This is a genomic window from Nitrincola alkalisediminis (genome assembly GCF_009821115.1).
Classification (GTDB): Bacteria; Pseudomonadota; Gammaproteobacteria; order Pseudomonadales; family Balneatricaceae; genus Nitrincola; species Nitrincola alkalisediminis.
Window position 1 is genome coordinate 111,355 of record NZ_VYTY01000004.1, and the last position, 13,406, is coordinate 124,760.

Here is a 13,406-nt window from a genome sequence, read left to right on the forward strand (position 1 = left end):
TCAGGAATAACACTGTCGATCGGTATTCATTTAATGCGACTTGCGGTTAGTTTTTTGCGACTGCGGTAAAAGAGACATCGACTCGAGTCTTTAGAATGTTATATTATATCAATTATTAATGATTCTTGTTTCTTTAAATAAGGAAAACTGCATGAAAACTCAACGCTTTTTGGTTAAAAGTTGCCTTGCGTTACTCGTGTCTGGCGCTGTTTTTGTATCGGCACATACCTTTGCACAAGGTCCAACGAAGGCGAATACTCTGTCGATTGGCGGTCCCTTTGAATTTACCAGCCAAGAGCCTTCGCAGCAGGGGTATTTATTCACACGAATGCAAGTTGCAGAAACCCTAGTCGATGTCGCTCCGGATGGGCGCTTATTGCCAGGACTGGCCGAGTCTTGGGACGTTGATACTAGCGGTCTGATTTGGCAATTTAAGGTGCGTGACGGTGTTGTGTTTCATGATGGACAGTCTCTGGATGCAAGCGCGGTGTTGAACAGCATCGAGCAGGCGTTAAAAAAACATGGACCTTTGTCTCAAGTGCCAATCGCGTCGTTATCGGCTCTCTCAGATCAAACGCTGCAGATCACCTTAGAGCAGCCTTACAACCTTCTCCCAGCGGTATTGGCGCATTACTCGACAATGATTATTTCACCCAAGGCTTATAACAGTGAGGGGCACGTTGACCAATTGCTCGCGACGGGTCCGTATCAAATAGACACCGTTCAGCCCCCCCATAAAGTTGTTGTAAAGCGTTTTGATGGCTATTGGGGGCAGGTGGCGTCAATTGAGTACGCAGAGTATTTGACAGGGCATCGCGGCGAGAGCCGAAGCTTGCAAGCACGCAGTGGCCAAGCCGATATCACGCTCACACTCGATCCTGCAAGCATGAATAGCCTGAATCGTGAGCGTCATTTAACCCTGCACTCGGATCTTATTCCGCGCAGCATTCTGATTAAACTGAACAGCGGTCATCCGTTTCTTGATCATATAGATGCCCGTCAGGCATTAAGTTTAGCCTTAGATCGAACGGGTATCGCCAATGCGATTTTACGTGTGCCGGGCTCTGAGGCCAATCAATTGGTGCCCTCATCACTGGCCGCTTGGCATCGCCAAGACTTACCGCCAGCCGCGCGCGATTTACAAAGGGCAAAAGCATTATTGACTGAGTTAGGTTGGCAGGCCGGTGCCGATGGCGTGTTGGTGCGCGAGGGAGAGCGCTTTAGTCTTAAGCTCATTACCTATGCTGACCGTCCCGAGTTAACCACGGTGGCAACGGCCATTCAAGCGCAGTTAGCCGAGCTGGGTGTAGAAGTGAAGGTTGAAGTAACAAACTCCAGTGCAATTCCATCTGGCCATCAAGATGGCAGTTTAGAAATGGCGTTGATTGCACGTAACTACGGATTTATTGCAGATCCATTGGGGGTGATGATTGCGGATTTTGGTCAGCTTGGTGGCGGTGATTGGGGAGCGATGAACTGGCAAAACCCTGAAGTGGTTGAGTTGATCACTTCTTTAAAAGTTGAACAGGATACGGACGCGTATCTGCAGAAATCGCAACGTGTCGCTGAGGTGTTAGCTCAGGAATTACCTCTAATCCCTGTGACGTTTTACACTCAGCAGACAGCGGTGAATACGCGAGTTAAACACTTTCGCTTTGATCCCTTTGAGCGTAATTATTACGTGAACGAGATGGAGCTGTCTAAGTAATGAAGTCAATTCTCCTCAACCGCCTGATTCAGGCGGTGATGGTGGCTTGGGGTGTAGGGACCCTAACCTTTATTTTTATGCGAACCCTGCCGGGTGATATGGCATATCGTATCGCGGCGGGCCGCTACGGTCAGGACAATGTGACGGCTGAGGCCGCTGAGTTGGTTCGGCAAGAGCTGAATCTAGAGTCATCACCTTGGTTGGCCTATGTGAATTGGCTTTGGGATTTAGTGCAGTTGAATCTGGGAACCTCGCTGATCAGCGGAGCACCTGTGATACATGAAGTACAACATCAGCTTGGACACTCGTTAGGCCTGGCCTTCGTCGCGATTCTCGTGTCGGCGATGATTGCGTTGCCCTTGGGCATTCTGTCGGGTATGCGAGTGGGGGGGCTGTTTGATCGATGCCTCTTGATTCTGTCTGCTGTGTTGCGTGCACAACCTGTGTTTGTTATCGGCTTGTTATTAATTTTGCTGTTTGCGGTGAATTGGCGAATTTTTCCGGTTGCAGGCTTTGGCACACCCGCTCACATAGTCTTGCCGGCTCTGGCATTGGCCTTGGTTTTAGCCTCGGTTTCCAGTCGTGTGATTCGCGACAGTACGCATCGTGTTATCCACTCCTCTTTTTATACCTTCGCTCGGGTGAAGGGCTTGTCTGCATCCCAAACCTTTACTCGACATGGTTTGCGTAACCTGTCAGTTCCTGTAGTGGCGTTTATGGGGATTCAGTTGGTGGGGTTGATTGAAGGAATTGTGATGGTCGAGTCGTTGTTTTCGTGGCCGGGTATTGGGCATGGCTTGGCTCATGCTATTTTTTCGCGCGATGTACCGATGATTCAAGGCACGGCGTTAATGATGGGGCTGATTTTTGTGTGTTTAAACACGGTGATTGATATTGCCTGTTATCAATTGGATCCAAGAGGGCGTTTACAATGAGTCCTGTTACGCTTCGTTTACGCTCCTCTCAATGGTTGGGATTGGCGCTGATACTCAGCCTCTTGATCTTTGCGGTATTGGAAGGGTGGCTGCACTCAGGTCATTATGCAACCCAAAATCTTGCCAATTATTTGATGATGCCGAATGCTCAAGAATGGTTGGGTACCGATCAGTTTGGACGTAGCATGATGGCTCGCATGGGCTCGGCGATACGTTTGTCCTTTTTATTGAGCTTCTTTTGTGTGCTGACATCGGTGTTGCTCGGCTCTTTCTTGGGGGTGTTGGCGGGCTGGTACGGGGGCTGGGTGGATAGCCTATTAAATTGGGTTGTGAATATCCTAATGGCCTTGCCGGGGTTGATTTTAGTCCTGTTGCTGGCCGCCATCATGCCGGGTTCGTTTGTGATGCTGTATTTTGCCATTTCCTTGGTGCTATGGCTCGAATACTACCGAGTGGTGAGAGCGCTTACCCGAGTCGCGGTGAGCAGTCCGCAAATGGAGGCTTCGCGGCAATTGGGTTTTGGGCGTTTTTATCTGTTTAAGCGCCATATTTGGCCAAGTGTCCAATCCTCTGTACTCACCCTTGCTGCATTTGGAGCGGCTAACTCGATTCTTGCCTTGGCATCGATTGGCTTTGTCTATGTCGGTTTACAACCGCCGGTGGCGGAGTTGGGTTTGATGGTGGTCGAGCTCTTACCTTACTTCGATGAAGCGCCTTGGATTATTGCTCAGCCCCTTGTCGCCATTTTTATGTTGGTGCTTGGGTTTAACTTGTTGGCAGGAAAAGCGAAATGACGCCCAGTATAGAAGTGAAAGAACTGTCGATTTTTGTCGGAAAACAGTGCTTGGTCGAGTCGCTTTCGTTACGTCTAATGCCAGGCATGCCGTTGACGATCTTAGGGCAAACGGGGTCTGGGAAAAGTCTATTGGCGCAAGCCATTATGGGGCTTTTACCCGACGAAATGACCCTGAAAGGCGAGATTTTGTATGAAGGACAGCCCTTACTAACCCTGCCGAAAGCAAAGCGTCAAGCGCTGTGGGGGCGAGCGTTGGCCATGCTGCCGCAAGAGCCTTGGCATGCGCTAGACCCTGTGATGAAAAGTCAGCAGCAAGTGGCCGAGGTTTTTGAGCTGGTTGGAGGCTTAGAAGAGGAGCAAGCTCAAGAAAAGGCAAGTCAGGCATTGACGGAGATGGGGCTTGCAGCTGCGAAGGATAAAATTCCCAGTCAGTTGTCGGGTGGAATGGCGCAACGCTTGGCGTTTTTAGCCGCCACGGCGGCCGGTGGCGATCTCATTCTTGCGGATGAGCCGACCAAGGGTTTAGATTATTCGCGTCGTGATCAGATCGTTGCCTTGTTGCAATCGCGGCTCGTCAACGGAAGTTTGCTCACCATCACTCACGATGTTGATGTCGCGCGTCAACTCGGTGGCGAGCTGATTGTTATGTGCCAAGGGCAGGTGGTTGAGCAGGGCGATGCCGCCACGATTTTGGCCCATCCGCAAGCGGACTATACACGACAGTTACTCGCCGCTGAGCCCAGCAGCTGGAACAAAGTATCGGCACGAACTCAATCCAGCGCGGAGCCGATTGTGACGCTGGAGAAGGTGGCGTTGAGTCGAGGTGGAAATCGTTTGTTTAGTGATCTTTCATTTCAGCTGCATGCCGGAGAAATCCTTGGCATTGTCGGAGACAGTGGCACGGGTAAAAGCTCGTTAGGCGATCTTTTACTGGGCCATTTGCAACCCGATCAAGGCCGGATTCGCTTCGCGGAGCGATACAAACGCCATCAATTACTCAAGCTGTATCAGGATCCCCCAGCTGCATTTGCCCCCCACATTCCGCTGGGGCGTTTATTGCACGAAGTGATTAATTTACATGGTTTAGATGCAGCCCAGATTCCACGTCTGATGGCACGTTTGAAGTTGTCCGAAGGATTGCTGTCTAGAACCGCTCTTGAAGTCTCTGGAGGTGAGTTGCAGCGCATCGCTTTGCTGCGCATTCTGCTGCTAAAGCCCGTATTGCTCTTTGCAGATGAGCCTACCTCACGCTTGGACTTAATCAGTGCTCAACGAATCATGGAGTTACTGGTCGAGATCGCGCGTGAAGAAGGGTGCGCATTGGTGTTGGTCAGTCATGACCCTATTCTGGTCGAAAAAGTCTGTGACCAGGTGATTCGGATCGCCCAACCCATCTAGCAGCTTGTCCGACAGGCTGCTAGTACTTACAGGTTCGGTTGCAACGCTTACTGTCTACAAGCTGGAGAGATAGCCTTTTATTTCAATGGCTTTTTATTCATCTGGTTAAGAGAGAGGCGTAAAAATAGCTGGAAAGCCTGAAATTCATCATTTACCATACAAGTGTTTGACGCAATACAAATCGATTTGTTTAAGCATCCAAGGATAAGGACGTTGCGTGTGGTTATTCCACTTATTCGCATAGCATCTGCACTACACACTCCTGCTGTACCTAGGATCTCACTCTGTAAAGGAACGCAGGAGTAACCTATGACTCAATACCGTCATCCATCAGGAAGAACCCTTTATATTGAAGATCTTCTACCAACTAATCATGTTCGTCTTGGTGCTCATGGCCGATTGAATCTGCCTCCTATTGGCATATCCAGCAGTCCCGGCTTGACCGCTATGGCGCCTATTGCTTGTAACTCGAAGCCAGGAGAGTTCAGTATTTGCAATATTCCAAACGTGATGCGGCGGCAGTTAAGCTGGCCTGTTGCGGCTAGGGTCATGGAAAAGTGGTTTGAACTGCCAGCTCACGGGATGCATGTCAACGATAAACGAGGTGATACAAAACCCAATGCCGTACAATGTCATGTAGACACAGAATTGATTCGCTGGAGTTGGTTGAATCAGTTTTCACGGGTTGGAGAAGCTGAACAAAAACTTCTTTCAACGTTACAAACGCCGTTAGCTAAAAAAGTGTTAGAGGAAAGACTGAGAGAACGACTGAGTGCCGATGGAATTCTACTACGATTAATAGACAGAAGTGGCACTGCACGGGTCGGGAATAGAGATGTGATTGAAGCGCACTCCTTCTGGCAGTTTCAGCGTTCTATGGTGGGTTATGGTCGTCCTAGTGACATGGACGATCTTTACGGAGCTCTGGGGCGCTTTACAGTCAATGCGGCAGTAAATAGGGGACAAATTCAATCGCTTGGATCTAATCGTTATACACTTTCCGTCTCGGAGATTGCCGTATATGCCCGTGACACCTATGACTTTATAGACGCTCAATACCTCGGGCATTGGAGCTTTAAAGGCTTAGCCTTTAATTTAGCCGGATTGGTAAAAGATCCTGTTATCGATATGCTTGGTCGGGTGCCACGGATTGGTCAATACTTTGAAAATGCTGACCGTGAATGGCGATACTGGGGTTTCAGCCTACGCTATCGTGATTTTATGCAACCCATCAATAACAGTGATTTTCGTCATTACCAAAGTACTCATGGGCGAGGTGGTGATTATTTGTTGTTTTCCGATATCAAGCGAGTCCCAGTGAATTTAAGTGTCGAGGTGTCTCTGTGAGTAAGCTTAGTACTCATAAAGTTAAATGGCTGCGCTGGCTCAAATGGGGGTTGGTCCTTATCGTTGTATTACTCCCCTTGGATATGGCCTTGTGGGTATCAAATACACCTAGCTTTGATGGCGGAAAAGCCTATATGAGTTATTCCCCTGATGGTCAGTACAGGGTAGGGTCGGTTTATATTTCCGAAGAAAATCGCCTTAAAGGAGGTGCAAGAAGTTACTTCCTGCTGACAGATGCAACTGGCAAGCATGTCTATGCTTTTATCCCAATGCCCAGAGATTGGGAGTCAACTGGTGATGGAGCAGCGTGGCTATGCGGAGAATCGATGGAGCGCTGTCACAGCGAAAATAATGTTGTTGTGACAGGGTTTTGGAATGGCTGGGCAGGAGCTGATGAGTTGTTCGAAGTTTCGTTACCAGTATCGACTTGGCGTAGAATCCATGCGTGGTTGGCAGTGCGGAATAAAGGTATGCAAGATGCCGAGTTTGCAGAGATGATTGTCCGATAAAACAGATTTACTCTCTGCAAAAGCGTCTGTGCTAAAGAGCTAAATTAAGTAGGGATAGATTGATGTTTTTCTCTGATTATTTTTGAAAAATGGAGACATTCCAATTCGCAACGGACGCGGATTCACTAGGACACTTCTTGCTTTGAATAGCCCAACCCATCTAGTACTAAAGATTGGGTCGTAACGCTTACTGATGAGACGGACTAACACTTAAGCCGAATAGGCAAAAGGCAATGGAATTAACGACTTGGGTTGAATGTTACCTAAACTAAAAGCCCTTGATAATCACACAGCGTTGAATTCTTGACGAGTGATTTATCCAGCTATCGAGGGCTTTTATGAAAAATAAGAACATACTTAAAGCGTTACTTCCGACCTTAGTTTCAGCGGTGTGCGTTGGTCATGCCAATGCCGGCATTACGCTGTACGATCAAGACGGCACGACCTTCTCGGCCGATGGTTTTTTGAACGCTTTTTATACCTACCAAGATCAAGGAAATAAAGAGACCTCTCGCGTTCGCATGGGTTTTTTGCCGAACTATATCGGGTTTAATGCCGGAAAAGAGTTGGACGGGCTAACACTGGGTGCACGTTCCTCTTTTTGGGTCACCATTAATGATGTGAACAGTGACGATAAAAAAACGGACAACGGTATTGATGTTCGTCAGTTCTATGCCACGGTGGATGGTGATTTTGGTCAAGTTTTGTTTGGTAAAGACTTTGGTCTTTATGCACGCAGCAATATTTTTAATGATGAACTGCTGATGGGGGTTGGTTTAGCCCCTCAGGGCACGAGCGGGACGACCTTCGGCAACATCACAACGGGTTATCCCTACGCGAACCCAAATGCTCAGATTACCTATCGCACCCCTGATTTTAATGGCCTGAAACTGGCGGCGGGTATTCTGGACCCCAATAATGAGTCAGGACGCAACAGTTCTAAACCGCGATTTGAAACAGAGTTGACCTATGCGCTGGATATGAATGGTCTGGGTTTAATGACCTGGTTAAGTGCGGCGGCAGGCAAGACCGATGACGTGAGTTCACGTGGCGCAGCTTATGGCGCACGAGTTTCCTACGAGGGATTGGCCTTCACTGCATCTGGATTTAACCAGAAAGGCATTAGTGCCGCATTTGCCAGCAATAATCTGACGTCAGCCGATAAAACCTCAGGCTATCTCACACAACTTTCATATGAGTACGGCAAAGCCAAGGGCGTGTTGTCGTATGGCTTAACCGACAACAAAAACGGCACCAAGAACAACCTTCGCGGTGGCGCACTGTTTTACAGTTTAAACAGCAACCTGAAGCTAGTCGGTGAGTACACTGTACACAAAGCCAAAGGTACTCAAACAGATAACACGGATACCTTTGCAGTGGGTGCGGTGTTTAGCTGGTAAGTGGTGACAGGAAACATATAAAGGCACGGCCCACATAACTTCCCCCCCTTCATTATGTGGTTGTGCCTTTATCCTTTTAGTACCGTCGTGGGTTCTGGAGATTTTCAAAAGCGACACCCGCTACCGAATTTTCCCCATATAGAGCAAATTACTCTGTATATCCTTCATCTATTTGACAATCTGGTCTAAGCTGATTTTTTGATTCATTTTATTAGACTAAGGTATTGGTATGAGACGTCCTATACGCATTGCAGTAACTGGCGCAGCCGGCGCTATCAGTAATAATCTGTTATTCAAAATTGCCAGTGGCGAGATGATGGGAACTGACCAGCCTGTCATCATGCAACTAATAGAGGTGCCTGGCCGTATGGAGGCCTTGCGTGGCATCGCGATGGAGCTTGAAGATTGTGCTTTTCCTCTGCTGCATACCATTACCCTGCATGACAATGTCGAAGAGGGCTTTGAGAATATCCACTACGCACTGTTGATCGGCGCGTATCCTCGTGGTCCTGGTATGGAGCGTAGGGATCTATTAGAGATGAATGCCGAAATTTTTGCGCGCCAAGGCAAGGCCCTGAATGATTTTGCCAACCGCGATGTCAAAATTCTGGTGGTCGGTAACCCCGCCAATACCAATGCGCTGATTGCCAGTCGAAACGCGCCCAAGTTAAGTCCTTCGCAGTTTACGGCATTGACACGTCTTGATCATAACCGTGCCAAGGGGATTCTTGCCAATCACACCGGCGCTAACCCCAAGAATATCAGTCGTATTGTGGTCTGGGGCAATCACTCGACTACTCAATATCCAGACCTGCACCATGCGACGATTCTGGATGAGCCTGCAATGCAGCAAATCTCTGAGGAATGGTACCGCAGTGTCTATATTCCTAAGGTACAGCAACGCGGTGGTGAGATCATTGCAGCGCGAGGGCAGTCAAGTGCAGCCTCTGCCGCTCAGGCGATTGTCGATCATATGCATGATTGGGTTTTGGGCACCTCACCTGGTGAGATCGTCAGTATGGGGATTTTCAGTGACGGTAGCTATGGTATCCAGAAGGGGATCGTTTATTCTTTCCCGGTCAGGTGTGATTATGGTCGCTACCAGATTGTTAAAGGCTTGGAAATTAACGAGTGGGGGCAGCAGCAGATGAGTCTGACTGAACAGGAGCTTTTGGATGAAAAAAGTGCTGTGAATCACCTGTTACCGACAGCCACAGCGGCTTCTCATGAAGACCTATCGATTTGCTTACGCTCGGGCGTTACGCTCTACGCGGATGGCACTGGACCTCAAGCATCGTCTAAGTATCTCACGACAAATCGTGTGCTGTAACGTTTAAACTTGAACAGGTCGGAACAGCGATACAGAGCGGCATCCGGCCTTTATCATTTTAGGACTAAAGTACTGATTTTTGATTCACAAGTAGAATTACCATTCATATACCCCCCGAATATAATTACAGTATCTACTAATATATCTGTTGAATTATGACGGCTCAGACATTTACGTGTATCTTAGAGGTAAAACCGTCAGAGTCAGCTAGGGAGCTGTATACATGAATGCGCCCTTTAGGTTACAACCCATTCAAACGGCTATGTCCGATTCATCCAACGCTCAGGTGGCGGCACAGGACTTGGCGACTCAATTGCGTCATCCTGACTTGGGGTTTGTGCTGTTTTTTTGTTCCGCTGAGTACGATCTCACACATTTGGGCGATGCTTTAGATCAGGTGTTTCAAGGCGTTCAGGTGGCCGGATGTACGACAGCGGGTGAAATCACGCCTTTTGGGTATGCAAGAGGAACCGTAACTGCCATCGGCTTTGATCGACACTATTTCTCCATTGAAACCGCCTTAATTGAGGACTTGCAAAGTTTTGGTTTGCAAAAAGCTCAGCATTTGGTAGACGACCTGATTCTGCGTGGACGTCGTCAGCATATCGCGCCAACAAAAGGCCATACCTTCAGCCTGACCCTACTGGATGGGTTATCGAGTCAAGAGGAAATGGTGCTGGTTGCCCTGGATTCAGCCTTGGGCAGTATCCCTCATTTTGGTGGCTCGGCTGGGGATGATATTCAGTTAGCCAATACGCATATATATGTTAACGGACGCTTTAGAACGGAAGCAGCGGTTGTGATCTTAATTAATACGCCATTGGATTTTGAGGTGTTTACCACACACCACATGCGCAGTCGTGGTCAGAAATTGATCGTAACCGAAGCCGACCCAGGAACACGTACGGTGTTGGAGCTCAATGCAAGTCCTGCAGCCATTGAATATGCGGAAATGGTGGGTTTAACACCCGCGGAGCTAAATCCCGATGTGTTTGCACTGAACCCTTTGGCGGTTCGGATTGGCAGTGAGTACTATGTTCGGTCGATTCAACGTGTGAATCCTGATATGAGTCTGACCTTTTATTGCGCAGTGGGTAAAGGCATCGTGTTAACCTCCATGGAGCCTCAGCCTATTTTGCCGGATTTAGAGCGGCGCTTTCGCGATATAGAGCAACGCATAGGTGCGCCACTTATCACCATTGGCTGTGATTGTTTTTTAAGGCGTCTGGAAACTGAGCATTTGGGAGCCTTGGACGAAGCGTCAGCCTTTCTGGTGAAACACAAGGTTGTCGGCTTTAATACCTATGGTGAGCACTTTGACGGAGTGCATATCAACCAAACATTTACAGGTGTTGTGATCGGTGGAGCGCGTTAATGAACAACTTAACGGATGCGTCGGCAGCCACTAGACGGATAGCGCAGCTAGAGCAGGAAAATCAAAAGCTCAAACGGATCAATCAAGCGTTAATCGAGCGTGTTGAAGCGGGCAGTTCCATGAGTGCTGCGCCCTATGCCGCGTTTGAGCATTCGGCGGCCTTAGCGGAACAAGTCCGAGATCGGACAGAGGCGCTGTCGATTGCCTTATCTGAGTTAAAGCGCAGCAATCAGGCGCTAAAACAAGCGAATCAAGAAGCGGCAACGGCGCATCAGCGTTTGATCGACGCCATTGAAAGCATTTCAGATGCCTTCGTCTTGTTTGATCAAGATAGACGTATTCTGCTTTTTAACAGTCGTTTTAGTGACTATTGGCAGCAGACGGGTGTTCAAGTTGGGCGAGGCACCTCCATCAGTGATTTAAGACGACTGACCCGAGAAAAAGGGCTGATTCTTGAAGAGTACTGTGACGAAGGCAGTGTCGCCACGATTTTTCGGTTATCCAATGGGCGCTGGGTGCAGGTCTCTGAGCGACTGACGGGCGACGGTGGTTTAGTCATTTTGTACACCGACATTACTGAACTTAAAGCCAGTGAAGCGGTGAGGCGTGAAAAAGCCCTTGAGCAGAAGTCTAAGCTTCTGCAACGCACCGTTGATAACCTGTCTCAAGGTGTGGCTTTGGTTAACCATGAAGGGCGCTTAGAAGTGTGGAATCAGCGCTTTTTAGAACTCACGTCTTTATCGCCTTTAGATTTAACCAGTTCTTCGCAATTCTCCGACCTTATGCAGCTCTCTGAAGTGGTGTTGTTAACCCCCCAATCTGAGCAGGACAATGCTGAACCGCTGTTAGAGCTTGAACAACGTTTAAAAGATGGGCGTGTATTGGAAATCAAAACGCATCCTATGCCATCCGGTGGTTTTGTAAACACCTATACGGACATTACCGAGCATTACCGATACGCTGAAAATCTTCGCGAAAGCGAGCGTTGGATACGTTTAATCACGGACCATGTGCCCGCCTTGATTGCCTACCTTGGCAGCGATATGTGCTATCGCTTTACGAATCAGGTCTACGATGATTTTTATGGTTGGCCACGTGGCTCATTACTGGGTGAAAGCATTGGTCGGGCACATGGAGATGCCTCCTTCACGAAACTCTTACCCTATGTTGAACGTGCCTTAGCTGGCGAAAGTGTGACGTTCGAAATAGAGGAGCAAAATGCCGCTGGTGAAGACCGTCATATGCTCAAGTCTTACGTCCCTAATCTTGACTCAACGGGGACAGCGGTTGGTTTCTTCGTATTGATTCGTGATATTACCGACAGAAAGCGCACCTCTGAAGCACTTAAGCAGGCGTATCAAAACCTTGAACTGCGGGTTAGAGAGCGTACGTCAGAGTTAACGGAATTGAATCAGCAATTGCGTTTAGAAATTAACGAACGCAAAACCATCGAAGCCCGTTTACGAGAAGCCAAGCAAGAAGCGGAACAGGCGAACCTGTCTAAAACCAAATTCTTGGCGGCGGTTAGTCATGATTTGTTGCAACCTTTGAATGCGGCACGCTTGTTTACTGGAGCACTGCTCGATCAAAAGGTGCCGGAGCGAATTTTTTCATTGATTAATTCTGTGAGCCATTCATTAGAAGATGTTGAAAGCCTATTGGGAACGCTTGTCGACATTTCAAAACTGGATGCTGGGGTGATTAAACCCGATGTGTCGTCCTTTCGCTTGAGTGATTTGTTGGACAATTTAGCGTCTGAATATCGTCATGTTGCGGCGGCTGAGGGCATTGAATTCAGGTATGTGGGTAGTCAGTCGGTGGTGGCGTCCGATGCGACATTGCTGGCACGCATTCTAAGAAACTTACTTACCAATGCTATGCGCTATACGGAGCCCGGTGGGCGAGTTTTGCTAGGGTGTCGTCGTATTGGCAATCATGTGCTTTTGCAGGTGCATGACACGGGGAGAGGGATTCCTTCAGATAAGCTCCTTGAAATTTTCGAAGAGTTCAAACGTGTCGATGCAAACAAAAATCGACAGGACAAGGGCTTAGGTCTTGGTTTAGCAATTGTCGATAAAATATCGCGCATGCTTGCTCATCCCGTGTCTGTTATTTCTCACGAAGGGGTCGGTTCTATCTTTAGTGTTCAGTTACCCTTGGGCGAACTGGTGCCGCACAGCTTGATTCCGGTGTGTGAACGGGAAGGCTATGATCAGCATTTATTGGGTGCCCAGATTTGGATGATCGACAACGATGCGGCCATTTGCAATGCAATGAGTGTCTTGCTAGAGGGGTGGGGGTGTGAGTTATTAACGGCGCAAAGCTTGGATGAGCTGAATGAAAAAGTCAGTGTCGGCAGTGATCCAGTGGATCTCCTCATCGCCGATTATCATCTGGACAATGGTGTTGTTGGCACCGATGTTGTCGCTGAAATCCTTGGACGTCGTCGGGAGCTGCCACCGGTGTTAATGATCACCGCTAACTACACCAACGAATTGAAACAGCAAATTCGTGAATCTGGGTACTTGTTGATGAATAAACCCGTCAAACCCATGAAGTTGAAGGCGACGCTCACTCACTTGCTCAGAACGAGATCTTCCCAGTAGGA

10 protein-coding genes are annotated in these 13,406 nt (G+C 48.4%); all 10 read left to right on the top strand.

Annotated elements, in window-relative coordinates; translation table 11 throughout:
• The first annotated feature begins 151 nt into the window (after window positions 1-151).
• Window positions 152-1,708, top strand: a complete 1,557-nt coding sequence (locus F5971_RS08225; protein ID WP_193494694.1) for an ABC transporter substrate-binding protein — start codon at window positions 152-154, stop codon at window positions 1,706-1,708.
• Window positions 1,708-2,643 (top strand): ABC transporter permease, encoded by a 936-nt coding sequence (locus F5971_RS08230; RefSeq protein ID WP_036511045.1) that lies wholly within the window; start codon window positions 1,708-1,710, stop codon window positions 2,641-2,643. The genes F5971_RS08225 and F5971_RS08230 overlap by 1 nt, the downstream gene beginning before the upstream one ends.
• Window positions 2,640-3,437 carry an ABC transporter permease gene (locus F5971_RS08235; RefSeq protein WP_193494695.1) on the top strand — a complete coding sequence of 266 codons (798 nt, stop codon included), beginning with the start codon at window positions 2,640-2,642 and terminating at the stop codon, window positions 3,435-3,437. The genes F5971_RS08230 and F5971_RS08235 overlap by 4 nt, the downstream gene beginning before the upstream one ends.
• Complete coding sequence (locus F5971_RS08240; RefSeq protein ID WP_193494696.1) at window positions 3,434-4,837, top strand: ABC transporter ATP-binding protein; 1,404 nt, start codon at window positions 3,434-3,436, stop codon at window positions 4,835-4,837. The genes F5971_RS08235 and F5971_RS08240 overlap by 4 nt, the downstream gene beginning before the upstream one ends.
• A 309-nt stretch (window positions 4,838-5,146) precedes the next feature.
• Window positions 5,147-6,184, top strand: coding sequence for a DUF6402 family protein (locus tag F5971_RS08245; RefSeq protein WP_193494697.1), 1,038 nt, complete (start codon window positions 5,147-5,149; stop codon window positions 6,182-6,184).
• Entirely contained in the window at window positions 6,181-6,693 is a 513-nt protein-coding gene (locus F5971_RS08250) for a hypothetical protein (protein ID WP_193494698.1), read from the top strand. Before F5971_RS08245 ends, F5971_RS08250 begins: the two co-directional genes overlap by 4 nt.
• Before the next feature lie 338 nt (window positions 6,694-7,031).
• A complete protein-coding gene (locus F5971_RS08255; RefSeq protein ID WP_193494699.1) occupies window positions 7,032-8,093 on the top strand; it encodes a porin in 1,062 nt (353 codons plus the stop codon).
• Window positions 8,094-8,322: 229 nt separating this feature from the next.
• Complete coding sequence (locus F5971_RS08260) at window positions 8,323-9,423, top strand: malate dehydrogenase (protein ID WP_193494700.1); 1,101 nt, start codon at window positions 8,323-8,325, stop codon at window positions 9,421-9,423.
• Between the two features lie 223 nt (window positions 9,424-9,646).
• A complete protein-coding gene (gene nosP / locus F5971_RS08265) occupies window positions 9,647-10,798 on the top strand; it encodes a nitric oxide-sensing protein NosP (protein WP_036511056.1) in 1,152 nt (383 codons plus the stop codon).
• Entirely contained in the window at window positions 10,798-13,404 is a 2,607-nt protein-coding gene (locus tag F5971_RS08270; protein ID WP_036511059.1) for a hybrid sensor histidine kinase/response regulator, read from the top strand. Before nosP ends, F5971_RS08270 begins: the two co-directional genes overlap by 1 nt.
• Window positions 13,405-13,406: the final 2 nt, after the last annotated feature.

What these genes read in the sequence shown, in the direction of transcription:
- F5971_RS08225 (WP_193494694.1), top strand. Translation starts at nt 152, where the DNA reads ATGAAAACTCAACGCTTTTTGGTTAAAAGTTGCCTTGCGTTACTCGTG.
- F5971_RS08230 (WP_036511045.1), top strand. Translation starts at nt 1,708, where the DNA reads ATGAAGTCAATTCTCCTCAACCGCCTGATTCAGGCGGTGATGGTGGCT.
- F5971_RS08235 (WP_193494695.1), top strand. Translation starts at nt 2,640, where the DNA reads ATGAGTCCTGTTACGCTTCGTTTACGCTCCTCTCAATGGTTGGGATTG.
- F5971_RS08240 (WP_193494696.1), top strand. Translation starts at nt 3,434, where the DNA reads ATGACGCCCAGTATAGAAGTGAAAGAACTGTCGATTTTTGTCGGAAAA.
- F5971_RS08245 (WP_193494697.1), top strand. Translation starts at nt 5,147, where the DNA reads ATGACTCAATACCGTCATCCATCAGGAAGAACCCTTTATATTGAAGAT.
- F5971_RS08255 (WP_193494699.1), top strand. Translation starts at nt 7,032, where the DNA reads ATGAAAAATAAGAACATACTTAAAGCGTTACTTCCGACCTTAGTTTCA.
- F5971_RS08260 (WP_193494700.1), top strand. Translation starts at nt 8,323, where the DNA reads ATGAGACGTCCTATACGCATTGCAGTAACTGGCGCAGCCGGCGCTATC.
- nosP (WP_036511056.1), top strand. Translation starts at nt 9,647, where the DNA reads ATGAATGCGCCCTTTAGGTTACAACCCATTCAAACGGCTATGTCCGAT.
- F5971_RS08270 (WP_036511059.1), top strand. Translation starts at nt 10,798, where the DNA reads ATGAACAACTTAACGGATGCGTCGGCAGCCACTAGACGGATAGCGCAG.